Source organism: Desulfofarcimen acetoxidans DSM 771 (assembly GCF_000024205.1).
GTDB classification, from domain to species: Bacteria; Bacillota; Desulfotomaculia; order Desulfotomaculales; family Desulfofarciminaceae; genus Desulfofarcimen; species Desulfofarcimen acetoxidans.
The window spans coordinates 3834416-3856953 of record NC_013216.1; the positions used below are offsets into that span (position 1 = coordinate 3834416).

The following is a 22538-nucleotide window of genomic DNA, read 5'->3' on the forward strand; positions in this document are numbered from 1 at the left end:
TGTTATGTTTCATATAATAATTTACTCTACTGATAATGTGCCGGATTTCATCTTTATTCTTAGTCAAAGCTGAAATTAACAAAAGCCTTGCCTGAGGGAGAGTCAGTATAGGAAATTTTTTTAAACTTCATCCTGACCTCCAACAAAAATAACTGAACAAGAAATACAAAAAACACACGCCCCCGTGTAGGGAGCGACCTATTTTAGCTATTATAGAGTCTTTGTTTGCAAAATTTCAATCCACGCCCCCGTGTAGGGAGCGACTTGCCGTGAGTGGTCCAGGCGATGCACTGTTTTGGATTTCAATCCACGCCCCCGTGTAGGGAGCGACTACATACATGCATGTATGTGGTATATTATATATAATTTCAATCCACGCCCCCGTGTAGGGAGCGACAGAAAAATTATTTACAAATGGCACTCGAAAGGGTATTTCAATCCACGCCCCCGTGTAGGGAGCGACTTAATGTCTCCTAAGTGCTTCATGTTCGGAAAGTATTTCAATCCACGCCCCCGTGTAGGGAGCGACCTGTGATTGATAGTGGCTTAATTGTTCTTTTGCCATTTCAATCCACGCCCCCGTGTAGGGAGCGACGCGCAATACTGGGGAGTCGCCCAGCGTCGTAAAAATTTCAATCCACGCCCCCGTGTAGGGAGCGACCCAATTCGGTTCTGTTGCTGACATAGCCGCAATCATTTCAATCCACGCCCCCGTGTAGGGAGCGACCTACCGCATTCGTTCCAACGTTTATTGTAGAGCCTATTTCAATCCACGCCCCCGTGTAGGGAGCGACTTGTGCGGCTAGAAACAATAAGTCTCTAACCTTTATTTCAATCCACGCCCCCGTGTAGGGAGCGACTGTAGACATTATAAACTTCTCTATTCATACAGATATTTCAATCCACGCCCCCGTGTAGGGAGCGACGGAGGGGTTAAAGTGATTGTCTGCCAGCGTTTCTATTTCAATCCACGCCCCCGTGTAGGGAGCGACCTGAATATCGCTCACATTATCCTCCTCCCTACTAATTTCAATCCACGCCCCCGTGTAGGGAGCGACCAGCCTAATCTCCCTGGCAGTGGTTTGTTCAAAGATTTCAATCCACGCCCCCGTGTAGGGAGCGACCTTGACTAAGTCTTCGCTGTCCTCACCCAGATCTATTTCAATCCACGCCCCCGTGTAGGGAGCGACTCATTTTTGACTTCTATAAAATATCCACTGTCCAATTTCAATCCACGCCCCCGTGTAGGGAGCGACTTGGTTACTTTTCCTTCCCGGATGGCAGTCAAGGATTTCAATCCACGCCCCCGTGTAGGGAGCGACGGCATACAAATGCACCAGGCGGTTCTCCGTATCATTTCAATCCACGCCCCCGTGTAGGGAGCGACCAAAGGAGATACAATGGCTAATTGACCAAAAGAATTTCAATCCACGCCCCCGTGTAGGGAGCGACTGATGCAAGCAAGTTAAGCGAAAAGGCAAGAAAAGATTTCAATCCACGCCCCCGTGTAGGGAGCGACAGAAATAAAAATAGCTTGGAAGGCTGACTCGAATATTTCAATCCACGCCCCCGTGTAGGGAGCGACAGTTTCAATCTTTGCAAGCGTACGCTCCCTAAACATTTCAATCCACGCCCCCGTGTAGGGAGCGACACTCGAAAAGCTGATTTCTGGATGGCTCAAAAGCAATTTCAATCCACGCCCCCGTGTAGGGAGCGACTTCTTTTGATGAATTTCTTTTAGCCGGTGGTTTTATTTCAATCCACGCCCCCGTGTAGGGAGCGACTTCCTCCACCAATAATTCCTTCCAGTGCTTTTTATTTCAATCCACGCCCCCGTGTAGGGAGCGACTGCCCAGGCTGTTGTAAGTATCTACATATACGCAATTTCAATCCACGCCCCCGTGTAGGGAGCGACTTCCGGCAATGGCTTTAATTCCTCAGTTAATTTTATTTCAATCCACGCCCCCGTGTAGGGAGCGACGTTCCAAAGGCGTTCGCAATGGATTGAGCTTCGGATTTCAATCCACGCCCCCGTGTAGGGAGCGACAGCAAATACTAATTATAACTATCTTTAAATAGATATATTTCATTCATCTTCTTCCATTTTTCATTAAATATACTATTGCCCTCCCTGTATTTATACATGCTTCGACAAATTTCCTACCATTTCGCGGTGCGAATCCACCAGGGATTTTATGTTCGCTTCACATTCGCACTAAATAATCAAGGTATCCTCAACATCAAAAGAAGCTTTCGCGCCTACATGCTCAATCTTATTCTTGTAATTGTTTCCTAAAAAATAAAACCTCAGACTATCCTTCTCCGTATCAATAATCTTCTCCAGCTTATGCTGAACCTCACGAAACTTAGCCATATCCAGCACGCATTCAAAGACTGAATTCTGAACACGCTGTCCGTAATTCACACATTGCTTGGCAACTTGACGCAGCCGCTTTCTCCCTGCCGCCGTTTGAGTATTTACGTCATACGTGATAAGCACTAAAATACATCTCACCTACTTCCACATAAACGCCGGGTATCCGTCCAAATCCCCCCGGATAAACCTAGCCAGCAGCATAGCCTGGGCATAGGGTACAAGTCCCCATTCCATTTTTTCCTGCAGAAACGGATGCCTTATCTCCTCCTGCTTCCTGCTTTGCCAAGCCTTAAGAACAGCTTTTCTCGTATCTTCATCCATAATGACCGCTCCGTTTTCCATCCGGGTAAAGCCGCCGCCATTAATTTCCCTCTTATTAATTAAAGAAATAACAAACCTGTCCGCATACACGGCCCGCAACTCTTCCATTAGATCCAGAGCCAGGGATATTCTTCCTGGTCTATCCCGGTGCAGAAATCCCACATAGGGGTCCAACCCAACAGTTTCCAAAGCCGCCGCAGCATCATGGGCCAAAAGTGTATAGATAAAGGAGAGCAGGGCATTGACATTATCCAGAGGAGGACGTTTATTCCGGGCATGAAAATAAAAATCATCTTTTTGCTGAAGAATCAAATCATCCAATACTCGAAAGTACTGGGCCGCTGATTCCCCTTCAAATCCCCGCAGTTGTTCTAAATTCTGACTATTTTCAACCAGCTTCAAAGCCTTGGCCAGGGTTTGGCAGACTCCTTTCAATTTATCCACATCCAGCCTGGCCCTATGATCCCTGGTAGCCCGCTCCACCACCCAGCGGGTGTTATATATTTTTCCTAAGATAAAGGATTGGGCAATTTTATGGCTCTTCGCTGCATCATCTGATAACCTGTACTGAGTCTTTCGCAAGGTAACATTGCCTTTAACTTCGCCAACCACTCTGCCCAGGAATTTTCCGCTGGGCTTCATAAAACTCAAAGCTATATTACGTTTGGCACAAGAACCCATCAAAGCCGGACTGGCACCGGTATAACCAAACGCAATAATACCCTCCAGATTATGCAGCGGAACTCTCAACACCTCAGCATCGTTCTTTAAAATCACAATATTTTCTCCATCAAGGGATAAATAAGTATTGGGCGAAGTCACATAGAGAGTATTCAGTAATTTTCTCATTCATCAACCTCAATTTCCGAAATAGTCTTCTTCATATAGGCCAAAGCCGATGGATTTTTACACAGCTTAGGCAGACAAAGTTCACTGAGGGAACAGGCTTTACAGCCCTTCGTCGGCTTTACTTTGGGCGTATACCTTCTGTCGTACAGTTCATGCATTTCTTGGCAAATAGCCTTTACCTGTTCCCGGATCTCCTCGTCAAGCAGCACTTTAAGCCTGCGTTTAGGTTCCCCATAAAACAGAAACCCTTCGGGAATCGTACACAAGAGCATTTCTTCCAGACACATGGCCTGAGCGCATAACTGCAGCACATCCATATTGTCCTGCTTGGGCTTTCCCCGTTTATACTCCACAGGAACGGGTTTGTAGGTCCCATCTCGGCCATAGAGTGTGACCCCATCTCGAGACTTGTGAAATTCCACCACATCACAAGCTCCGGTAATCCCTAATTTCCGAGAAAAGATTGCCATGCTCCGTGATATGATTAAATCTCCCCGCTTTTCCTTAATGGTATTGTCGTGGGTTTTCTCATGCAGGATTCCACCCTCAACGGTACGCAAATTTTCCTGCCACTGCTGTTCGATATGGATTAAGGCCCACTGGCGTTTGCAAAAGGAAAAGTGTTGTATTCCGGACAACAGCAGGAAATCTTCTTCATTATATTCCATCATCATATCCCGTCGTAAATTTCCGGAGACAAGTCGTCTAAGATCTCAAGGGAGATTTCAAAATCTGCAATATTTTTAGGGTTTTCCGCTTTTGGCTCAACCCTCAAGCTTCTGTGCACCTTGGCGGAAGAATACTGACCAGACTGAGAGTTATGTTTCCACCAATACAACTTACAAACCTCCATACTACCATCTGGCCGGGCGGAGGAACAATCATTCTCGAAGAGAGTGATTAATGCCTTTCTAATCAGTTCACTGTCCTCCCCACTGAAGCCTGTTTTGGCCGCCAGCTGAGTATTGATGCTGCCACAGAACACATAGACACCGAACTCCACCCGGTGCTTCATCCCCATGGTATCCGGACTTTTTTTATCCGGGTCTTTCCCTGTCTCTCCATTAACACTTTTGGTAATTTGCATACTGGATATTTCAATGGGTAACACACTGACCGCCGAATGAATAGAAACAGGACCTCTTATACCTACGGACACAGAACTGTCCTCGTCACCTTTCTTAAAGGCAAACACCTGCCCGAAACTCCGTACATCAATCCATTTTTCACAGGCTATGGCTGCATAGCGTTCTTTGTCCTTACCGGCTTTTTTAAGCTCGGCACAACCATCGGCCCGATCTTTTAGGCTTCTGAATCCATCCGTCCTCCTTTCGTCGGACTGGACGAAGATATCTTGTCCCAAATCCTGCAAGCGGTTACGGATTTTTCGTTTGATACAAACATCCGAAATTTCTCCATAGCCCTCATAGTTTTCCCTGGGGCGGTTGCCATTAAGAGGATCTCCGTTAGGGTTAGCGTTTTTAACTGAAAGAATCACTGCAAAGTCCACTTTATTTATCAATCGGCTCATGTTCATTCTCCCTTTCCGTAACGTTTGCTAACTTCTTCTTTTGCTTTTCCTCTCTGCGCTGCTTTCTCTCTTCCATAAAGACTTCCCTTTGGCAGTAATATCCTAAAATATAACTGTCCTGCAACTTGTCTCGGCTGGTAAATTCCTCGAAGGGCAACATGGCATTGACTTGCGTCAGCAACTCCGTTAAAAAAGCAGCTTTGGAGCCCAACCTGTCCAGATAGGGTCTGAGCTTATCGATAATAATACCCCAGGTCTTATAAGGGTGAATTTTAAATTGATGCATTAAGCGTTCAGCATTGGTCACTCTTTTTTCTCCTGTGGTATAGAGGGCATACTCTTCAATTTGCTGGGCAATGGCTAACAGCCTGCCAAACAGATAACTCCTGTCCTTCTGGTTTTCATCAAGTGACATCTCCCATACCTCCTTCTTACCGGATTTATCATACCGATATTTTCTAATCAAGGCACACGTTATGGTTAAGGCTTTCTCCCACTCCCAGTTTTCCAGACCCAAGGGATTGGAAACAAGATTGACCGCTGAACTGACCAGGTCGTAAGGCAAGCGGGCACCGTCAATAATGCAGGGCAGCAATCTCTCTACCGTTGCTTTTTTTAATTTATCGCTGGCTTTATCTCCATAGGCCGCCCAAGTTATTTCTCTGGGGGAAGGAGCACCGATAAATGTGAGATACTTAAAATTTGGCTTTCCTTTTTCATTGAACCCATCCGGAACCTTTTTGTAAGAGTGTTTCCAAATGCAGCTGCTGTGCCAGGCTTTAATCCGGTTTAAAAAATCCCAACCGTCCAGTTCCCGGTAATAAGTTATGGCTAAACGTCCCACAGTAGCGGCATCCAACCCCATAATCACAATTTCAGCCTTAGTATCCAATTCACAGCCATAACCGACAATTGCTTTATTCAGCCTTTGAGCAAATTCCTTTTCCGTGGCAACCGACGGGGGTTCTTCCGGGAAGAAATCCTCAGTATCATTCAGAAATGGCGGCAGGAACTGGTTTTTCGTGCCCCAGGCTACTATCGCTTGATCACCGTTTTTATAGCCCTGCCTGTCAATCAACCAGCGCAAGGCATTATGGCCTTTTTGAGTGGTTTCATATCCCACCCGCACCGCCTGACTTTTATCATTAAAGCGTCCCCGAAAGGTAAAGCCCACGGTATCGTTGGCCGAAATCAGCTTGGACTTATCCCCTGTGTTCCGAACTTTAGCAGGATGTTTATCCGAGCAGGGAATGGTTTGTCCCCGGACATAACAGAGATCAATCTCCTTCTGCCTGCTCAGATAGTAATTGATATAGCTCTCATAAACCTGAGGATCAAGCCAAACCGCTGATTCTTCCTCACCCTCCGTTTCCACCCGGAAGCGGATAAAGGCATCACTTTGTTCACCGGCTCCCATTTTCACACCCTTTGCCAGTAACCCCTTATCATCACAAACCAGGATTTTTTGACTGATCAGATCCCCAATCAGGCTTTCCTTCTTTAAGTAGTTGAAAACGGCCCGAACCTTTGGGTGGCTGTAAACCGAGCCGCACCAGTCCTCAAGCTGTTCCATATATTTTGTAAAAAACTCCCGCCCATTTTTTTTCGTCACATAGTCGATATAATCCCCGGCAACATACTGAAGCTTATCGCAAAGGGGGTGAGGTGCTATCCCGCTGCTTCTTGTGGCAGAATCTTCCGTGACCGGAATAATTGTAACCGTCTCTTCTTTGTCCAATACCTTAGCACTGCGGAAATTGCCCTCCCCATTGAGAATAACTTCAATCTGAGCATTCTGGGTCGAATGACCAATCGGAAGAAGAGGCATCACTTGCCCGTCGGGTCCCGCCATACCTACTTCCGCTTGGCAATTTTCATAGGTATCATAAAGCTTATGTATCCAGCCCAATACCCTTCCCTCCTCACAACTCCGCCAACTCACTGAAATTCGTTTCATCAAACTTCTTAGGCCGCATGGCTGAAAGCTCTCGTTTCACGGTACATTCTTCCGGTCTGATAAATTTTAGATAACCATCCTTCATCTCCGCTTTCCAAAGCCTGACCACCAGTTTGCCCTTCCCTGTTTCATCAGGGTAATCAAAGCCATGAAACATCAACCCGAAGGAAAGGGTACCGTAATGGTCATAAGCCCCCTCCCCTTCCCCAAAACGGCAAGGCTCCACATAGCCTTGGCACTCTCGGGTGCCTAAGAAAATGTCCCGCCTGCCCCCGCATTTAATCATTCGGTTGGCGATAATATAATGCTTGTTCTCGTTTCTATCCTGCTCCAAGTTGGGGCGGTGAAGATTCCACTCGAAATGAGCTCTCACCTGATATTCCACATTGGTCAGGTAGGTATAAATGGATAAGGTGTTCCCACCGCTGTAATTAACGGGGCGTATGCCCTGGGATTGAGTTTTTATCAGGTTCATGACCCGCACTTCATCAATAATCCAGATTAAAGTAGGCTTCCAGTAGACGCTTTCCAATATCCCTTTCAAGGCTTGGTAGGTGGGCACTTGATAAGAAATTTTCTCTCCGCCCACCCGGTTGATAGGATCACTGAAAAGAGCGTAACGTCCGTTAACTTTGAATTCAACCCGGTTCTCCCGCTCCATTGCCATCAAGCTTCTCCTCCTTAGACACCGCAAAAATCCAGGGGTTTCCTATCAAGATTCACCCCCATTTGCTCATCATAAAATCCCTCACGCAGAGCAAGAATGGTTTTATCCTTTAACCAAACCAGTCCTTTCATTTGTTCCAGTTTTCTGCGGTCTGTTTCATATAAATTCACGCTGTAATGCTGGGCTTTTTTCAGATATCGTTTCAATTCGCCCAAACTGCATTCACCATTGATCAGGGTTATGAGGTCCCGGCCCTCTTCATACGGGGCCAGAATACCTGTTGTATTTTCGTCGATAGCTTGAAATTCCTGGCCCGCCGTCTTAAAGGCCTGTTTCAGCATCAGGTCCGCCGGACGGCCATTGCGGCTATGAAAGGCCTCCGCTGCCTCCTTATTCCCGGCCAAAACTTCGTATAATGATTTGCCTCTATTGTCCCCTTTCAGGTTATAATTCATCTGCGTTCTACGCTCGTAGAAATAATACTTGTAATACCTGGCCATGGCCTGGGGAGAGAGCAAATCCCGATCAAAGCTCTCCGGGTTGTCCTCGAAATCCCGCAGGACTCTCTCCGTACACTCCTGTCCTTTCTTAATATCTACAAGTTTGCTGACATCTTCCCTCTCAAGATTGACGATATAGACGTCACCCCGTTCCTTTTCCCCATGCCGGTTGCAGCGTCCCGCCGCCTGAGCAATACTGTCCAAACCGGCTAAAGACCGGACCAAGCACTCAAAGGAAATATTGACACCGGCTTCAATGAGCTGAGTGCTGACGCAGATCACCTTCCCGCACCCCAACTGTTCTTTCATGGCCTGTAAAGCCTTCAGCCTGTGGGCCGGGCACATATTAGTACTCAAATGAAACACTTGACACTGTTTCTCTTCGGGCAGCCCCTGATTTGCCGCTTTTAATTCGTTGAAAACTTCCCTGGCCGAATTCTTGGTATTTAAAACCACCAATAAGCTGTTGAATTGATCCATTCTGTCCAGAATGAAATCCTTGAGAGCCGCAGCACTATACCCTCCGGTTACCAGCTTCGGAATCACATCCACCCGTTTAAACTGTCTGAACTTCTCATAGACATCGGAAATGATGTTCGGATTTTCACTTAACTTTAGAGGGATTTCAGTCGTTTCCAGAAGAGGCTGGGTAGCGGTGCATAGAATTATCGTTGCTTGGCAGACACCGGCCAGAAAACTAAGAGCACTGTTAAACATACTTATGCATTTAATAGGGATGGCCTGGATTTCGTCAAAGATAATCACAGAATTGGCGAGGTGATGCAATCGGCGAACGTCTTGAGTTCCGCCATTAAATAAGGTATTAAGAAACTGTACCATGGTGGTTAGAATAATCGGGCTGTCCCAGCGTTCCGTCAGCAGCTTGTAGTTGACCACTTCTTCCTCATCATCAGCGACAATCAGATTGGAATGATGCTCTAAAATCATTTCTTCATGGCCTAATATATTTTTAATTTCTCTGGCATTCTGGTCAATAATGGTAGTATATGGAATGATATAGAAAATTCTGTCCTTATCACACTCTTGGGCATGATTCAAGGCATAGCGCAGGCTGGAAAGGGTCTTCCCGCTGCCGGTGGGTACCGCCAGTTGATAGACGCCAGAACCGTTTCGCGCAAAATTTCTGCAGGCTAAAGAGATTTCCGCTCTAAGCCCATTGATTTTGCTCTCTTGAGGATAACTGCTTAGTTTCGCTTCCAGAATACCGGCAAGCTCAGCCCATAAAGCGTATTTATTGACCTTCTCCTTTCTGGCTTTGTTTTCCATGAAGAGATAGGTATCGTAGCGGTCCGCATCAATAAGACAACTGAACAAATACTTTTCGAGAACTCCGTAAGCAAACCAGCATTGGCCTGCTGAGCTGTTTAATTGATTAATGTGAGTAATCACAGCTTTAATCTCTTCTGCCGCTTTCGCAAAAAGGTCCTTAAGTTGGTTTGTTTCCAAACATTCTGACCTAAAGTAATTCAGGGCCTCGTCATAAAGAATGTCTTCATCTGGTTTCATTCTCTCCGTGTATTTATCCCTGCCTCTAAGGTCCAAGCAATCAATCAGGCCCCCGTGATGAGAGCAGACCGCAAGGGAAATAAGTTGAGCCGTAAATTTTTGCAGTCTATCCGCTGTGTTATAGAAGCTGTCGTAGATCAACTTGGCTCCCGCTGTGGAATGGTTGACCTGTCCCTTAAGAGACTTGTCCTGGGGATTTTGAGCGCAATAGCGTATGTAAGCGTCAAATTTCCGGGTCCCTTTCCCCATATCGTGAAGCATCCCCATCAGTTCACCAGTCGCTGCCAGGGAAATTTTTGAACTGAATTCCTTGGCTAATTCAGCCACGCTGTACAGGTGTTCTTTGACACTTTGTTCTTTGGCGATTGACGGGTTGATGTGGGCACAACGCATTGGCTTTTACTCCTTTGCAATAAGACTCGCTGGACTAGGATAAAAGAAAAATCTTGTAATCTTTAATTGATTTATATTATAACTTAAATTTATTCAACGATTTATATATTTTTAAAAAATTTTAACATAAAATGCTTACAACCCCTTTTGCTGCTTTATCCACGTTGAACTCATTAAGCTGTTATGCAAAGAACTATGGCTACTCTTATACCCCTGCTATGCTTCAACTATAAATGACATTGTTAGTGTAGGAATTTGGAATTAATGTTCACGACTTTTTTTACTGCAATCGGTTATCAATAAATGGAGTAGGTGTCATAAATCGTACATACATACAATTCCGCAAAAACCTTGTTATTTCCGCGCAAATGTATTTTTCTGCGTAAAAGTGCACCCCCCTAACTAACAAAAAGTTCCCTTAAAACAAAAGTCTAAGGGAACATAAAAAATACCATAAAAATAACCCCAAAACGTTAAAAGCCTTTGATATCAACCTATTTACGCTCTATCAACACGACTGTCTCAACGTGTGTTTTGATAGAATGGTGATACCGCAGCGCAGAATTATTATATTCATACCCAGGGGGGCTTTTAGGGGGTCGGAGGGTCGATGATTATACCAAATACGCAAATTGATTTCGTGGGCTTTATGTGTTTTGCAAATAACGGCGTTTCGGTGAGGTGCTTGCTCGGTTGTGGTGTCGGTCTGGAGTATTCGTTATACGATAGAGGGGTGTGCCGGACGTTTGGGTAACTTTGGTGATACCAATCTCACTCATCGACTGGTTTCACTGGTTGCAAGCCTTACTGAGCATCCAGAAAAATCTTTGCCTGAAGCACTTGGTCAGTGGAGCGATGTCAAGGCTGCCTATCGTTAAGTAACTGTTGAAGCCATATATGATGCACACAGAAAGGCCACTATAGAAAAAATCAAGAATCAACCGGTGGTTTTGGCCATCCAAGATACCACCATTTTCAACTATACCTTACATCGAGAAACAAAAGGGTTGGGACCTATCGGTCAAGCGGGTCTTTCCGGCTTCTTTCTACATTCTTGTCTTGCTGCATCCGCTGAAGGAGTTCCATTAGGAATCTTGGCCCATCGCTTATGGGTACGTTCACTAGAACCCAAACCTGCTAGTGTCAGCACATTTTCCTTGGAATAAGTAATAACTGTTATGAAAAATATAGTATTATATAATCAAAATGTTGGGGGAGACAGCTTTGAATATAAGACTTGCTACTGAAAACGATCTACCCATTATCGTAGATATTTATAATTCCACCGTCCCTTCTAGAATGGTTACGGCTGACACTACCCCGGTAACAATTGAAAGTAGGTTAGCTTGGTTTCATGAACATAACCCAGATAATCGTCCTATCTGGGTTGTAGAGGAAGGAGGTAATGCCTTGGGTTGGTTAAGTTTCTCTTTTTTTTATAACAGACCAGCCTATAATTCTACCGCTGAGGTTAGCATTTATATTGCTGAAGAGTACCAAGGAAAGGGTATAGGTAAGAAATTACTGGCAAAGGCAATACATGAGTCACCCAAATTAGGAATTACAACAATCTTAGGGTTCATCTTTGGACACAATGAACCAAGCTTACAATTATTCCTGAAATTTAATTTTGAAAAATGGGGTTATTTACCCAAAATAGCTGTTCTTGATGGCAGAGAAAAGGATTTAGTTATCCTTGGACTTCGAGTTGTATAATTCACAGTATTAAACAGAATGCCCCTTTAGATTCCGCTGTCAACCAAACCAACCAGTTTTTGTATGCCAAAACTAACCCGGTTGACGCAAAAAAAATAAACCCTTTCGGGTTAACCTGAAAATTCTGCCACTGTGGTTATTGCCTTAAACACCGTACCTGCCACAAAGCTTATATATGAAAACACAGTAGTTATTTTACTCATATCTACTATCTGTCCTTTCCCTACCGCCTAGGCTATGTAACCAGACAGCCAGCCGACACAAGCAATGAGCATCATTTGCACTATAACAATGCCAGGCCCGCCAGTTCCAAAGGTAGATAAAGCAGCCTTTCCAATGGCACCGGTACTTGCATGGGCCGGAAATGTACTTATAGCCATAAAAGCACTGGCACAAAATAACTGCAGCTTACAGCCCTTCTCCGGGGTCATAATGACCTTGGAGTTACATTTTCTTTGCGGTCTAACATAAAATACCGTAATCGTCAAAGTAATCCCTCCTTAATTTCGTTCAACAGCATAACCTTAAATTCCAGTCCTGCCGTGTTTTCATTTTTTACCCGCTGCTGTATGTGTGCCGCCCTTTTGGTTGAAGTGGTGACCACCAGCACCGGCGGGAACTGGTTGGCCAGTTCACCCACCACTGCCCGGCATAATCTGTAAAACATAAAAAACTTCCCAAGACCATGATGGTCCTAGAAAGGCTAAAAGATAAATATGCATTCAGGTTCTTATTATACCTGTCTACTGTTTTTGCCCCTGTACAACCCTCCAGTGAAGGATTTGAGTGCCAGTGCCTTTTGCCGGTTGCCAAAGGTTACGCCTCTTACCTTTGTGTAGAATTTGCCCTGTTTAACCATTTGCCAGGCTGCTTTTAATGCTTGGCTTTGGCTCAGGCCCTGGGTGTAGTGTAAGCGGTTTGCTATGGTCATTACTGTTGTTTTCATTGTGTAAGTCCCTCCTATACGGTTCAGTGTTCTGAGCTTTTATATCTAATATCTGATATAATGATACTATACCCTGATATATAAGTCAATACTTTTATATCAATTTACTTGTATTCTGTCGCAGACTATTGAACCTTTTTCTTAATAGTGTTAGAATAATATTGGGAGGGGTTATTATGCCTATAAAATCGAATCTTAGCCGGATACTTGGAGAACGCAGGATAAAAATGTCAGAGTTAGCCAAGGATGCTGGCATTGCTAAAAATACAGCACTAGCCTTATATCATGAAAGAGCAAAAGGAATAACCTTTGATGTGCTGGAGAAAATTTGTTTGGCTTTAAACTGCCAGCCTGGGGATCTATTTGAGTGTATGGCGGAAGGGGATGACGGTAGCAGTGGGTCTGAAAGTTCGTGAGGTAATCAAGTTGCTGGAAAAAGAGGGATGGTATTTAGTTGCCCAGCGGGGTAGTCACCGACAATATAAACACTCTGTCAGGCCCGGACGTGTAACCATAGCGGGACACCCAAGTGATGATTTAGCACCTGGTACCCTTAACAGTATATTTAAACAAGCTGGAATGAAAGAGAGGCGGTATTAATGCAGTACCTGGTTATAATTGAAAAGGCTAATGGCAATTATTCTGCTTACCTTCCGGACGTTCCGGGCTGTGTGGCTACAGGTAAAACTCCAGAAGAAGCGACGAAAGCTATCACCGAAGCATTGACCATGCATTTAGATGGATTAACTCAGGATGGTATTCCTTTACCTCAACCGGCTGCCCGTGCCGATTACATAGCGGTTCCGATAGCTACATAAAATTATTCCACGTGATATATTTTTAAAATGCGAAGTTATTCCTTCTGCATGTTCGTGTAGACAATCGCGCACTAGCACACACCTGCGCAAGTGCGTTTTTTGTGCGCAAAGCTTCATTATCTCATCAAGCAGCACTTAACGGGTAATTTTATAAAGGAGAGGGATTAGCCTCTCCTTTCTGCCAGTAAAGCTTGCCTTTTAAGCTTAAGCTTTTGTATCATTTTTGTCTTTTCATCACGCGGAATGCTCTTATCATTCATGATCTTGGATATTTCCCGTTCTAATATAGATATTTTGCCGCCCAAAACAAGCTTATTAAACGCATCTTCTTTATTTCGGCCATTGCGGATTAGCTTTTCATAATTTTGCAAGTGCTTTGCTGTAGGCTGAATTCCAAATAAAACTTGAACCTATCCGGTCAGATGTTTCCATAGCCCATACTGCAAAATCCCTGGCCTTTGTAGGAGACAAAACATTACCTAACTTACCCAACCTATTACCGGTTAAATTATCCAGCCACGACGCGTTAAACTGCCGGTACATACGGCCACCTATACTGCCATACCTTTCTTTCAAAAAACCTGATTGTTCAATGGGACTGCCTTTCTTAAAAATTGATAGTAAGGTCCTTCCGGCTCCTGCTAATTAAATTCTGGTTACCGGCCATAATCCGATTTAAAAAAGATTCCCAAGTAGGTGCCCTGGAATTAGGGTCAAACTCAACTGATAGTATTTTAGTTATGAGGTCCTCTTGGGCATGTTTCCTCAGTTCTGCAGTTCTTAAATTAATGCTTCCATTTTGCACATTTAATACCCAAGGATCACGGTCCATATCATCAGGTAACCATTACACTGTTAATCAGCCAAAACCTTGATGCAAATATAGGTACCACATATGATATTTACGGCCACATGTTAAAATCAAAAGATAAAGAAACGGCCGAAAAGATAGACCAGTTTCTCAATTCAGCCAAAACAGAACCAGAACGCAAAAAAGGGCAGGCCTAAAAACCTGTCCTTTTTATTGTTTGGCGGCAAATGTGGGGCTATTTGTTTTAGGTTTTTATTGGGTTTTAGGTTTTTATTGGGTTTTATTTTGTCTATTTGGGTATTGTTTATTAAAAATAAAACCCAAATAAAACCCATTACGCTGCTCTTTCGCTATTCTATACAAAAAGAGAAACCCCGGAAGCCTTGCTATTTCGGGGTTTCTTTGGAGCTGATGGAGGGAATTGAACCCTCGACCTACGCATTACGAGAGAGAAGTAAGCAGTTTGCATGGTTTGAAGAAGGTTGCGAAGGCTTGAATTTGCTAGGTTTTTGTTTTTGGTAAGTTGCTTGAAAGGGTGGTTTTGGGAGCAGTTTTAAAATGTTTGCTCCCAAATTGCTCCCACTGGGAGCAGGGATTTTACCGAGAAATTAATTACGCTAAAACTATAAATGGGAGCGTAAAAGGACAGGTTTTAAGCCTGTCCTTTTTTTCGTGTGGTTAAAATATCATTCATTTTATTGGCTGCTTCTGCATCAACAGACTTAAAACTGTGGGCATAAATATTTAGGGTTGTGTTGGGTGAACTATGACCCAGGCGGCTGGCTATATTTTTAAGCGGGATACCGGCCTTAATCATGTAGCTGGCTGCAGTATGGCGCAAACCATGAAAAGGCAATGGAGACAGGTTGTTGTTTTTTAGAAAACCACTAAACCATTTTGTTATACTGTCCGGGTGCATCGGTTTTCCGTCCCAGGTAGTAAATAGTCTATCTGAGGCTTGCCACAGGCCGCCTACTTGTAAACGCTGCTCATTTTGCTGTACTCTGTGCTGTTTTAATAGCGACATTGTTTCTGTAGGAACGGCAATAATGCGTTCTGAGCTTTCATTCTTAGGTGACTTTGCAAACGTACCATGACCGGGTAGGTACTGGCTGGACTGTCTTACCTCCAGTGTACCTTTTGTGAGATCAATGTCCTTCCATTCCAGGCCCATGATCTCACCGCGACGAAGACCACAACCAAGGGCAATATAAACAATTGCCTGGAACTTTAGCGGCTGTTCCTCCAATGCACTGAGTAAAGCTGCAGTGTCTTCTTCCTCATAGGAAGTAGCCTTATGCTTTTTGGCCTTGGGTGCCTCCACACGTAGGGCGGGATTGGTAAGGATTATTTGCCATTTAACGGCTGCATTGAATATATTGGTCAGCAGTCGGTGGTGATAAAGGACAGTAGCTGGCGATAATGTACCTTCTTTGCCATCCTCCCTTATACCGGGTTCTTGTAAATTGCCATAAAACTGCATTATATGAAATGGCTTAATGTCTTCAATCTTAAGGTGCCCCATTGCCGGTAATATTCGGGAGTTTAATATCTCCTTATACCGATATAAGGTTTTTGGTGCTAAGTCCTTTTTGCTTTCAAGCCATTTTTGACTGAACTCTTTGAAAGTTAATTTTGATGGTGCGATATACTGGCCCTTTTGGACTTCAGCAGAGAAAACGTCCAGCAGTTTTTTAGCTTCGCGCTCACTGGTAGCTTCAACTACTTTTCTGTGAGTGATACGTTTTCCATCCGGGCCAGTCCCATCAGGGACATTTAATCGCCATTTGTTTTTACCACGAGATTCAACCCAGCCGGCCATTATTTAGCCTCCTTTTTTATTTTAGGTTTTTGTATTCCATTCCGCCGCATCCATTGACCGTGACGGTTTTCACACCTTGATCGTTTTACGCCTAGTGGTGGCGGGCAGTATTCTTGGTCTGCTTTTGTCGGGAAAAATAGTTGCCTACATTTAGGATCTGCGCATCGTTTTGGAGATGGTCCCCCTTCAACAAGAAGGAGATATTCGATAAATCGAAAAAGACCGTCAAACTGGATGATTGGTTGTCCCGTGGGTGTACCGTTATTAATCGGACTTGTTCTTAACTGTATCCAAACACCTCTTTCGGAGCGATGGGAAAACGAGCGCTGGGATCCATGCAAAATTATATCTAAGATATATTTATAAAAACCTGGTTCGGTGTGACTAGGACCGTACTGTTCTTGCAGGATTTTTATATTTACCTTTACAAGAACTTTATACCATTCAGGGGAGAGATTATTTATCCATTCTTTTGCTTCATAAGCTGCTGCCGTGAAATCTTCCTGGTATAAATTTAACAATCTTTTTACTTCGGATAAACACCTAACCCATTGGGCGAAACGGACTATATCAGAAATAGGTTCACCAATGGGTGTAAGATTAAATCCACCATTTGGATTGAAAAATTGAAGCACTTCCTGGTGAACGCTCTTGAAGTCAATGTCCTGGTTATCTTTTTTGCGAGTAGCATAAGTGAATTCGACTGCCCCAATGATTTGGTTAGAACGTTCTTCAACTTCCGGGGCACTTTGCGCAAAACCCAACATACCCCATTGTTTAACGAATTCTATAGCGGTTTTATCATCATATATTCCCTGAACAGCATTAAGAAGTTCTTTCTGGTGTTCTCCTGGGTGATATGGTTCTATTTCATCACCTTTAATTATTAAGCCGTTTTCAGTTTTTACGTCTGGTCTTTTCATCCATGACCAGTAATATATTGATGGTCCAGCCATTAATACACCTCCAACCATAATGTAAGCATATTTTTATTTTTAATAAGCATACGCATAATGTAAGCATCTGAAAAATATACATGTGCTTACATATAGTCTATAATTAAGTTAGTCAAAAGTCAATAAGGAGTGAAATGTAAAATGTTGCGATTACGTCAAGAACGTCAACAGAGAGGTTTGACTCAGGTCAAGTTATCGGGAATGACTGGGATTGCTTCAACTGATATTTCTGCAATTGAAAATGGATGGAAAAGACCGTACCCCGGTTGGAAGAAACGTATTGCCAAAGCGCTTGGAGTATATGGTCCAAAAGCGGATCAACTGTTTGAGGAGATACGATAAGTGGAACGAAAATCAGAGCAGCTTAAAGAAGATGCTAAGAAGTCCCTTCGCGAAACAATCGAAGCAGCAGAAGTGGCTGTAATATTGGGATTAAGCACCTGGAGCGTATATGATTTGGTGCGAAAAAAAGCCATCCCTCATATACGGATCGGAAAAAGGCGGGTACTATTTAGGCGGTCAAGCATTCTTCGATTCTTAACGGAACAGGAAGTAGCTAGTACACGGGTAGAGGAACCGGAGAAGTGTAAAATTAGGCAGCTAAAATAAATACAAAAGCCCGGTAGCGGGCCGGGCAAGCATGGGAATAAGGTGACATGATATGTTAAAACCAATCTTAGAATATATGCCTGATGGCAGATTAGACGAAAGGCTTATCCGTGGTGCTGCATCTGGTATGAGTGAATCAGTTCCCAGTGACGGTGGCTTTCTCATTCAGCAAGATTTCACTTCTGAGCTATTAAAAAGGACATATGAAACCGGTATCATTGCAAGCCGGTGCCGTAAACTTCCAATTAGCACAAACGCTAACGGCATGAAAATAAATGCAATTGATGAAAACAGTCGGGCCACTGGTTCCCGCTTGGGTGGTATTAGGGCTTACTGGGCCGCTGAAGCTGAAACTGTGGCAGCATCTAAGCCTAAATTCAGGCAGATGGAGCTTAACTTACAAAAGCTTATTGGTTTGTGTTATGCAACGGATGAGCTTTTAGCAGATCAAGCCACTCTTGAATCAGTATTAATGGATGGTTTTGCTGAAGAATTTGGATTCCTTGTTGACGATGCTGTAATCCGGGGTACTGGTGTAGGAATGCCTCTGGGGATCTTAAATTCAAATGCAGTTGTCACTGTTCCAAAGGAAAATGCTCAGGCGGCCAGGAGTCTTACAGCAGAGAACATTATAAATATGTGGGCAAGGTTATGGGCTCGTTCTCAACCTAATGCAGTTTGGTTAATTAACCAAGATATAATCCCGGAATTATATCAACTTAAGATCCCTATTGGTACTGCTGGACAACTTCTTTATATGCCGGCAAATGGTTTAAGTGAAATGCCTTATGGCACCTTATTTGGTCGGCCGGTTATCCCTGTTGAGTATTGCGAAACATTAGGTACAAAAGGGGATATTATACTGGCGGATTTTGGGCAGTACGTTATTGCTGATAAAGGTGGGGTTACCTCCGCTGTTAGTATTCATGTGCGCTTCATTTACGATGAGCAGTGCTTTAGATTCACATACCGTGTTTCAGGTCAAAGTTTCTGGAATGCACCTCTAAGCCCATACCGTGGGACTAATACCATAAGTCCGTTTGTAGTATTAGAAACCCGCGTTTAATTCACTTAAACCGGGGGAATGACGGTCCCCGTTTAAGATAGTTTTCCTCCTCTTAAACCCCGAATAACTTAGCTTTGGTTATCCGGGGACTTTTTAATAATAAAAACAGGAGTTGGTATTAAAATGGCAGTTGGTAGTCTAAATGTCGAGCTTATGCTTGACACAAGCGATATGATCGCAGCTTTACGTGAATCCCAGGAAAGGCTTGCTCTTGTTGGTTTTGCTGCTTACGAAGTTATTAAACACTGGGAACCCATAAAGAAATTTTTCGCAGATTTATGGCAGGGCATAACAGATGCATTTAAAGGTGCTGTAAATATCATGATCGATGGTATGAATTGGCTTATAGATGGTCTAAATAAATTAAGTATTGATGTACCCGGTTGGGTTCCTGAATCACTTGGCGGAGGTCAGACGTGGGGTGTAAATATACCTGAAATACCTAAGCTGGCCACTGGGGGAAGCATAACCAAGTCTGGGTATGCTATTGTGGGCGAGGAAGGCCCAGAATTAGCATATTTTAATGCCGGCGTTGGGGTAGTGTCGAATGATAACTTTGTGGATATGATGGGTAGATCCTCAAAGCAGGTAGTAGAACATACCGGCACAATAACCGTAAAAGGAGTAAACGACAAAAATCAGCTTGCCGGAGTGGTTGACATAGTTATAAGCAAGCTCCGCAGGGAGACTCGTATATGAAAAAGAGAATAAAAGAGGAATTGCCAGAGGTTACAATTGTTAAGCTCTTTCTAAAATCAATTCAGGACAATAACACTGAAACCTTTTGGAATCTGTTAAGCAATAGCGGTCAAAGTTTTTTAAAAGGAACTTTTCTATCAAGAGGATGTATTACCCTGTCTGAGATTAACGGGAATGTACCGGAAATATGCAAAGAGCAGTTAGAAGAATTAATTTCAATATATAAAGAAAAAATCGGCAGTGGTTATATTGATAACCCTGGCATATGCGATACACCCAGGGAGGATACCATTCTACGCAGTAGGATATTAGTAATTCCAGATGTAAAATGCCCTATAAACATACTAAAAGAAACACAAATGATAGGCAGACACATTCCTGTTATACGTGAACTATTGGAGCCAGAGCCAGGTGACGGGTATGGTCAATGTCGTATTGCCTGGAAAATTGACTATCTTAAGCTGATAGAGGGGTGGGGAGTAATCGTTTAATTTTATAAAAACCCTGTTTTATTTCCTCTCCCAGCGGAAGTTAAATAATGTGTTCTTGCTCGCCGACTATGGAGAGTCAATAATAACTGTGTGTCAGATAAAAGGTTGGTTGTCACAACCGACCTTTATACTTGGATGACACATCCATAAACTCACTCCGCAGATTTGCGGAACTACTTTCCCGATTTGAAATCGGAAAACCTGTATACCAGCGATTCAGTTTAATTACTAACATAGGAGAGTAAGCTAGCTTCATAATAAAAAATCCCGGTTATGCCGGGTTATTTTTTATCGTATAACCATTTTTTCTAAATTAGTAATTCTATCATCAAAGTTACCAATATCCTTCCATGATTCCTTTAATTCTTTTCTGATTAGGGTAACATCTCTTTGGAGTTTTTTCTGGCCCTTATCTAATGTATCAAGGCGAGTTTTAACTTCTTGTCGGAACTCCTGGAACTCTTGACGCACCGGTTGTAATTCCTCCTGGATAATAGAGCGAAGCATATTAGCTAATTCACTGTTTGGCATTAGGTTATTCCTCCTTGTCGGGGTACCGGGTTATTTTTTCTCTCTCCTTTTTAAAGCTTCTTCGATTAGCTCATTTATCATAAACGTCACAGATCGACGTTCTTTTTCAGCTATAGCAGCTATTTTCTCATAAGTTTCTTTATTCATAGTCAAAGTAAAACTACGTTTATCGGGTGGTAAATTAGCCACACAATCACCTCCAAAAACATGGTACCATAAAATCTTTTTTCTTTCAAGGATTTTCGTTGAAATATGTTGACAATGAATTTTAAATGCTTTATACTTAGGTCAACGAATAACAACGGACAACAATGATACACAACGAGCAATAAATAACGCTACTTAGGAGGTACCACAATGATTACCGATAATCAAACAGAAAGACTAATGCAAAGCCTTCACGGCAATATTATGATGCACGCCACTGACTGGGCCTTAGCAAAACGTAACATTGACTGGTACCATGGATGTGTAATGGGTTCTATATCTGCCTGGTTTGCAGTTGCACTTAGTTTAGGCATTGAAAATAACCTGGAAATACGGAAGGAATACCTGGCATTAATTGTGTTGGATTACAAACAAAATCAGGAAAGGCTTTAGCTTGGCGGCTTCCTTTCCTGATACACACTACCCCAAAGGGCGGTTATTAATATTATAACCAGCCTCGCGGGGAAAGTAAACATATACCCTGGAGGTGTAAATAATGACCTGGCCGAAAGTTTTAGGGGTTGCAGCCCCGCCTGAAGATGATTTCTGGAGTTATGGCGATTACAGGAAGGATGCCATGTGGCAGGCTCTTGAAAGCATGGCTAAAAAGCGTGGAGTAAAGGTATTGGTTAAGCATTTTGGTTCGAAAAAAGACCGGGTTCTTGGACTGTACTATAATAACGGAAAAGGTCTTGACTATATTTTTATTAATAAATTGCTACCTAACTGGTATAAACCTACGGTATTAGCACATGAACTAGCCCACTATAAGCTACATAAAAACATATTGGATATAACTGCTTACGAAAGTAATCAAAAATACCGTACAGAGATTGAAGAACAGGCAGATAAATTTGGTGAGCGGTTAAGAAGGTTTCTCGGACATATACTATTTCCACCAATTAAGCCATCGGAGAAAAGTATCAACACTTCGGAAGGTTGGAATGCCCAGGCTAATAAGAGGCGGGAAAAAATGAACGAAATACACAAGCGTATACTTCACTTGATGCAGCACCTGGAGGATGCAACACCGGAAGAACTGGAGATTATACGGACTTACTTAGAGGCTGCAGTAGGGAGGGTTGGCTGATTATGGATAGCTTAATATATACTGCCCTCAAAAAACTGGCAAAGAAACGTGGTATACGTGCTAAGGAAGTATTGTTTCCGGATAATTTGAAGGATGATTTTAGAGGTCTATATTACGATGATAGCGGTGTTAAATTAATCCTAATCAACCAGGAAGATAACTTGGAAGAAAGGATATTTACCCTTGCCCATGAGTTAGGCCATTATGCACTGCATAGAGAGTTTTTAACTTGCGCACGATGGACCTGCAGTTATCAGGAAGATGAAGGGCATTGGAAAACCGTAGAGGATGAAGCAGATTCTTTTGCCCGGAGATTAATTTTCTTTATTAAGAAAGGTTTGCCGATGAATAATAACCCTGCAGCAGCTTAAAAACCTTTATTATTTCCAATTTACTGGAATCAGGATAGATTGAATAACCCGGTTATTTATTAACTTTGGAGGGATGTTTCATGTTAGATACAGAAACTGCTACAGCAGAAAATATTTATCAGGAAATAAATAAACTGCTTGCTACAATTATGTGTTCTGATTTGGACGACATGGCCCATATGGCCTTCTCCATAGAATCAACGACAAAAGGAGTTTTTATAGCTTCGTCTATATTCTCACTAAGAAATTTCTCTAGTTGCTCGACCGTATCCATGTTATTCCT

The 22538-nt window shown here is 43.2% G+C and carries 31 protein-coding genes and 1 CRISPR repeat array; of the genes, 13 read left to right on the forward strand and 18 right to left on the reverse strand.

Annotated elements, in window-relative coordinates:
* The first annotated feature begins 232 nt into the window (after positions 1–232).
* A CRISPR array of direct repeats spans positions 233–2047; the repeat unit is 32 nt; unit sequence ATTTCAATCCACGCCCCCGTGTAGGGAGCGAC.
* Between the two features lie 168 nt (positions 2048–2215).
* From cas2 to DTOX_RS17730, 7 genes are read right to left on the reverse strand one after another with little or no spacing between them, the layout of a single operon-like run.
* On the reverse strand, positions 2216–2506 hold the full coding sequence (gene cas2, locus DTOX_RS17700) for a CRISPR-associated endonuclease Cas2 (protein WP_042317434.1): 291 nt from the start codon (positions 2504–2506) through the stop codon (positions 2216–2218).
* 9 nt (positions 2507–2515) lie between these two features.
* Complete coding sequence (cas1c, locus tag DTOX_RS17705) at positions 2516–3547, reverse strand: type I-C CRISPR-associated endonuclease Cas1c (RefSeq protein ID WP_015759043.1); 1032 nt, start codon at positions 3545–3547, stop codon at positions 2516–2518.
* Positions 3544–4215 (reverse strand): CRISPR-associated protein Cas4, encoded by a 672-nt coding sequence (cas4, locus tag DTOX_RS17710; RefSeq protein WP_042316179.1) that lies wholly within the window; start codon positions 4213–4215, stop codon positions 3544–3546. The genes cas1c and cas4 overlap by 4 nt, the downstream gene beginning before the upstream one ends.
* A gap of 2 nt (positions 4216–4217) precedes the next feature.
* Positions 4218–5078, reverse strand: a complete 861-nt coding sequence (cas7c, locus tag DTOX_RS17715) for a type I-C CRISPR-associated protein Cas7/Csd2 (protein ID WP_015759045.1) — start codon at positions 5076–5078, stop codon at positions 4218–4220.
* Positions 5059–6987 carry a type I-C CRISPR-associated protein Cas8c/Csd1 gene (gene cas8c, locus DTOX_RS17720; RefSeq protein ID WP_015759046.1) on the reverse strand — a complete coding sequence of 643 codons (1929 nt, stop codon included), beginning with the start codon at positions 6985–6987 and terminating at the stop codon, positions 5059–5061. Before cas8c ends, cas7c begins: the two co-directional genes overlap by 20 nt.
* Positions 6988–7000: 13 nt before the next feature.
* Positions 7001–7696, reverse strand: a complete 696-nt coding sequence (gene cas5c / locus DTOX_RS17725; RefSeq protein ID WP_042317435.1) for a type I-C CRISPR-associated protein Cas5c — start codon at positions 7694–7696, stop codon at positions 7001–7003.
* A gap of 20 nt (positions 7697–7716) precedes the next feature.
* Positions 7717–10122: a CRISPR-associated helicase/endonuclease Cas3 gene (locus tag DTOX_RS17730; RefSeq protein ID WP_015759048.1), complete on the reverse strand. Its 2406-nt coding sequence runs from the start codon at positions 10120–10122 to the stop codon at positions 7717–7719.
* 695 nt (positions 10123–10817) lie between these two features.
* Here DTOX_RS17730 and DTOX_RS24545 point away from each other — a divergent pair.
* Together DTOX_RS24545 and DTOX_RS17735 are read left to right on the forward strand one after the other, a co-directional pair.
* Positions 10818–11000: an IS4/Tn5 family transposase DNA-binding protein gene (locus DTOX_RS24545; protein ID WP_015759049.1), complete on the forward strand. Its 183-nt coding sequence runs from the start codon at positions 10818–10820 to the stop codon at positions 10998–11000.
* A gap of 346 nt (positions 11001–11346) precedes the next feature.
* Positions 11347–11838 carry a GNAT family N-acetyltransferase gene (locus tag DTOX_RS17735; RefSeq protein WP_015759050.1) on the forward strand — a complete coding sequence of 164 codons (492 nt, stop codon included), beginning with the start codon at positions 11347–11349 and terminating at the stop codon, positions 11836–11838.
* A 230-nt stretch (positions 11839–12068) separates the two neighbouring features.
* Here the strand turns inward: DTOX_RS17735 and DTOX_RS17740 are convergent, their stop codons facing one another.
* The 3 genes from DTOX_RS17740 to DTOX_RS17750 form a co-directional block, all read right to left on the reverse strand.
* The gene (locus DTOX_RS17740) at positions 12069–12326 is read right to left on the reverse strand and encodes a hypothetical protein (protein WP_015759051.1); all 258 of its coding nucleotides are present in this window, start codon (positions 12324–12326) and stop codon (positions 12069–12071) included.
* A complete protein-coding gene (locus DTOX_RS17745) occupies positions 12323–12505 on the reverse strand; it encodes a hypothetical protein (RefSeq protein ID WP_015759052.1) in 183 nt (60 codons plus the stop codon). The genes DTOX_RS17740 and DTOX_RS17745 overlap by 4 nt, the downstream gene beginning before the upstream one ends.
* Positions 12506–12571: 66 nt before the next feature.
* Positions 12572–12784, reverse strand: a complete 213-nt coding sequence (locus DTOX_RS17750) for a hypothetical protein (protein WP_015759053.1) — start codon at positions 12782–12784, stop codon at positions 12572–12574.
* A 176-nt stretch (positions 12785–12960) separates the two neighbouring features.
* Here DTOX_RS17750 and DTOX_RS17755 point away from each other — a divergent pair, with 176 nt between their 5' ends.
* Genes DTOX_RS17755 through DTOX_RS17765 form a run of 3 tightly spaced genes read left to right on the forward strand, consistent with a single transcriptional unit; the run spans position 12961 to position 13602 of the window.
* The gene (locus DTOX_RS17755; protein ID WP_015759054.1) at positions 12961–13200 is read left to right on the forward strand and encodes a helix-turn-helix domain-containing protein; all 240 of its coding nucleotides are present in this window, start codon (positions 12961–12963) and stop codon (positions 13198–13200) included.
* Positions 13181–13384, forward strand: a complete 204-nt coding sequence (locus tag DTOX_RS17760; protein WP_422698384.1) for a type II toxin-antitoxin system HicA family toxin — start codon at positions 13181–13183, stop codon at positions 13382–13384. The genes DTOX_RS17755 and DTOX_RS17760 overlap by 20 nt, the downstream gene beginning before the upstream one ends.
* Positions 13384–13602 (forward strand): type II toxin-antitoxin system HicB family antitoxin, encoded by a 219-nt coding sequence (locus DTOX_RS17765; protein WP_015759056.1) that lies wholly within the window; start codon positions 13384–13386, stop codon positions 13600–13602. The genes DTOX_RS17760 and DTOX_RS17765 overlap by 1 nt, the downstream gene beginning before the upstream one ends.
* Positions 13603–13766: 164 nt before the next feature.
* Here DTOX_RS17765 and DTOX_RS17770 read toward each other — a convergent pair whose 3' ends face one another.
* The 5 genes from DTOX_RS17770 to DTOX_RS17795 all read right to left on the reverse strand — a co-directional run bounded on the left by DTOX_RS17770 (position 13767) and on the right by DTOX_RS17795 (position 17191).
* The gene (locus DTOX_RS17770) at positions 13767–13973 is read right to left on the reverse strand and encodes a hypothetical protein (protein WP_042316185.1); all 207 of its coding nucleotides are present in this window, start codon (positions 13971–13973) and stop codon (positions 13767–13769) included.
* Positions 13960–14178: a hypothetical protein gene (locus tag DTOX_RS17775; RefSeq protein WP_157863011.1), complete on the reverse strand. Its 219-nt coding sequence runs from the start codon at positions 14176–14178 to the stop codon at positions 13960–13962. Before DTOX_RS17775 ends, DTOX_RS17770 begins: the two co-directional genes overlap by 14 nt.
* A gap of 31 nt (positions 14179–14209) precedes the next feature.
* A complete protein-coding gene (locus DTOX_RS25450; RefSeq protein ID WP_042316187.1) occupies positions 14210–14434 on the reverse strand; it encodes a hypothetical protein in 225 nt (74 codons plus the stop codon).
* 631 nt (positions 14435–15065) lie between these two features.
* Positions 15066–16235: a tyrosine-type recombinase/integrase gene (locus DTOX_RS17790; protein WP_015759058.1), complete on the reverse strand. Its 1170-nt coding sequence runs from the start codon at positions 16233–16235 to the stop codon at positions 15066–15068.
* Entirely contained in the window at positions 16235–17191 is a 957-nt protein-coding gene (locus DTOX_RS17795) for a hypothetical protein (RefSeq protein ID WP_015759059.1), read from the reverse strand. The genes DTOX_RS17790 and DTOX_RS17795 overlap by 1 nt, the downstream gene beginning before the upstream one ends.
* Positions 17192–17332: 141 nt before the next feature.
* Here DTOX_RS17795 and DTOX_RS17800 point away from each other — a divergent pair, with 141 nt between their 5' ends.
* From DTOX_RS17800 to DTOX_RS17820, 5 genes are all read left to right on the forward strand, one after another.
* Entirely contained in the window at positions 17333–17533 is a 201-nt protein-coding gene (locus DTOX_RS17800; RefSeq protein ID WP_015759060.1) for a helix-turn-helix domain-containing protein, read from the forward strand.
* Positions 17534–17800, forward strand: a complete 267-nt coding sequence (locus DTOX_RS17805; RefSeq protein ID WP_015759061.1) for a helix-turn-helix transcriptional regulator — start codon at positions 17534–17536, stop codon at positions 17798–17800.
* A 52-nt stretch (positions 17801–17852) separates the two neighbouring features.
* Positions 17853–18866 (forward strand): phage major capsid protein, encoded by a 1014-nt coding sequence (locus DTOX_RS17810; protein WP_015759062.1) that lies wholly within the window; start codon positions 17853–17855, stop codon positions 18864–18866.
* Between the two features lie 123 nt (positions 18867–18989).
* A complete protein-coding gene (locus DTOX_RS17815; protein ID WP_015759063.1) occupies positions 18990–19565 on the forward strand; it encodes a hypothetical protein in 576 nt (191 codons plus the stop codon).
* Positions 19562–20056, forward strand: a complete 495-nt coding sequence (locus DTOX_RS17820) for a hypothetical protein (protein ID WP_015759064.1) — start codon at positions 19562–19564, stop codon at positions 20054–20056. Before DTOX_RS17815 ends, DTOX_RS17820 begins: the two co-directional genes overlap by 4 nt.
* A gap of 288 nt (positions 20057–20344) precedes the next feature.
* Here DTOX_RS17820 and DTOX_RS17825 read toward each other — a convergent pair whose 3' ends face one another.
* Entirely contained in the window at positions 20345–20587 is a 243-nt protein-coding gene (locus DTOX_RS17825) for a hypothetical protein (protein ID WP_015759065.1), read from the reverse strand.
* Positions 20588–20617: 30 nt separating this feature from the next.
* On the reverse strand, positions 20618–20776 hold the full coding sequence (locus DTOX_RS23250; protein ID WP_015759066.1) for a ribbon-helix-helix domain-containing protein: 159 nt from the start codon (positions 20774–20776) through the stop codon (positions 20618–20620).
* Positions 20777–20944: 168 nt separating this feature from the next.
* Between DTOX_RS23250 and DTOX_RS17830 the strand changes: the two genes are divergently transcribed.
* The 3 genes from DTOX_RS17830 to DTOX_RS17840 all read left to right on the forward strand — a co-directional run bounded on the left by DTOX_RS17830 (position 20945) and on the right by DTOX_RS17840 (position 22255).
* The gene (locus DTOX_RS17830) at positions 20945–21187 is read left to right on the forward strand and encodes a hypothetical protein (protein WP_015759067.1); all 243 of its coding nucleotides are present in this window, start codon (positions 20945–20947) and stop codon (positions 21185–21187) included.
* Positions 21188–21290: 103 nt separating this feature from the next.
* On the forward strand, positions 21291–21884 hold the full coding sequence (locus DTOX_RS17835; protein ID WP_015759068.1) for an ImmA/IrrE family metallo-endopeptidase: 594 nt from the start codon (positions 21291–21293) through the stop codon (positions 21882–21884).
* A gap of 2 nt (positions 21885–21886) precedes the next feature.
* Positions 21887–22255: an ImmA/IrrE family metallo-endopeptidase gene (locus DTOX_RS17840; protein WP_015759069.1), complete on the forward strand. Its 369-nt coding sequence runs from the start codon at positions 21887–21889 to the stop codon at positions 22253–22255.
* Positions 22256–22373: 118 nt separating this feature from the next.
* On the opposite strand, the gene DTOX_RS23255 is transcribed toward DTOX_RS17840, so the two are convergent.
* A complete protein-coding gene (locus tag DTOX_RS23255) occupies positions 22374–22529 on the reverse strand; it encodes a hypothetical protein (RefSeq protein ID WP_015759070.1) in 156 nt (51 codons plus the stop codon).
* Between the last annotated feature and the right edge of the window lie 9 nt (positions 22530–22538).

What these genes read in the sequence shown, in the direction of transcription:
- cas1c (WP_015759043.1), bottom strand. Translation starts at nt 3,547, where the DNA reads ATGAGAAAATTACTGAATACTCTCTATGTGACTTCGCCCAATACTTAT.
- cas4 (WP_042316179.1), bottom strand. Translation starts at nt 4,215, where the DNA reads ATGGAATATAATGAAGAAGATTTCCTGCTGTTGTCCGGAATACAACAC.
- cas7c (WP_015759045.1), bottom strand. Translation starts at nt 5,078, where the DNA reads ATGAGCCGATTGATAAATAAAGTGGACTTTGCAGTGATTCTTTCAGTT.
- cas5c (WP_042317435.1), bottom strand. Translation starts at nt 7,696, where the DNA reads ATGGAGCGGGAGAACCGGGTTGAATTCAAAGTTAACGGACGTTACGCT.
- DTOX_RS17730 (WP_015759048.1), bottom strand. Translation starts at nt 10,122, where the DNA reads ATGCGTTGTGCCCACATCAACCCGTCAATCGCCAAAGAACAAAGTGTC.
- DTOX_RS17745 (WP_015759052.1), bottom strand. Translation starts at nt 12,505, where the DNA reads ATGTTTTACAGATTATGCCGGGCAGTGGTGGGTGAACTGGCCAACCAG.
- DTOX_RS17750 (WP_015759053.1), bottom strand. Translation starts at nt 12,784, where the DNA reads ATGAAAACAACAGTAATGACCATAGCAAACCGCTTACACTACACCCAG.
- DTOX_RS17755 (WP_015759054.1), top strand. Translation starts at nt 12,961, where the DNA reads ATGCCTATAAAATCGAATCTTAGCCGGATACTTGGAGAACGCAGGATA.
- DTOX_RS17765 (WP_015759056.1), top strand. Translation starts at nt 13,384, where the DNA reads ATGCAGTACCTGGTTATAATTGAAAAGGCTAATGGCAATTATTCTGCT.
- DTOX_RS25450 (WP_042316187.1), bottom strand. Translation starts at nt 14,434, where the DNA reads ATGGACCGTGATCCTTGGGTATTAAATGTGCAAAATGGAAGCATTAAT.
- DTOX_RS17790 (WP_015759058.1), bottom strand. Translation starts at nt 16,235, where the DNA reads ATGGCCGGCTGGGTTGAATCTCGTGGTAAAAACAAATGGCGATTAAAT.
- DTOX_RS17795 (WP_015759059.1), bottom strand. Translation starts at nt 17,191, where the DNA reads ATGGCTGGACCATCAATATATTACTGGTCATGGATGAAAAGACCAGAC.
- DTOX_RS17800 (WP_015759060.1), top strand. Translation starts at nt 17,333, where the DNA reads ATGTTGCGATTACGTCAAGAACGTCAACAGAGAGGTTTGACTCAGGTC.
- DTOX_RS17810 (WP_015759062.1), top strand. Translation starts at nt 17,853, where the DNA reads ATGTTAAAACCAATCTTAGAATATATGCCTGATGGCAGATTAGACGAA.
- DTOX_RS17815 (WP_015759063.1), top strand. Translation starts at nt 18,990, where the DNA reads ATGGCAGTTGGTAGTCTAAATGTCGAGCTTATGCTTGACACAAGCGAT.
- DTOX_RS17820 (WP_015759064.1), top strand. Translation starts at nt 19,562, where the DNA reads ATGAAAAAGAGAATAAAAGAGGAATTGCCAGAGGTTACAATTGTTAAG.
- DTOX_RS17825 (WP_015759065.1), bottom strand. Translation starts at nt 20,587, where the DNA reads ATGCCAAACAGTGAATTAGCTAATATGCTTCGCTCTATTATCCAGGAG.
- DTOX_RS17830 (WP_015759067.1), top strand. Translation starts at nt 20,945, where the DNA reads ATGATTACCGATAATCAAACAGAAAGACTAATGCAAAGCCTTCACGGC.
- DTOX_RS17835 (WP_015759068.1), top strand. Translation starts at nt 21,291, where the DNA reads ATGACCTGGCCGAAAGTTTTAGGGGTTGCAGCCCCGCCTGAAGATGAT.
- DTOX_RS17840 (WP_015759069.1), top strand. Translation starts at nt 21,887, where the DNA reads ATGGATAGCTTAATATATACTGCCCTCAAAAAACTGGCAAAGAAACGT.
- DTOX_RS23255 (WP_015759070.1), bottom strand. Translation starts at nt 22,529, where the DNA reads ATGGATACGGTCGAGCAACTAGAGAAATTTCTTAGTGAGAATATAGAC.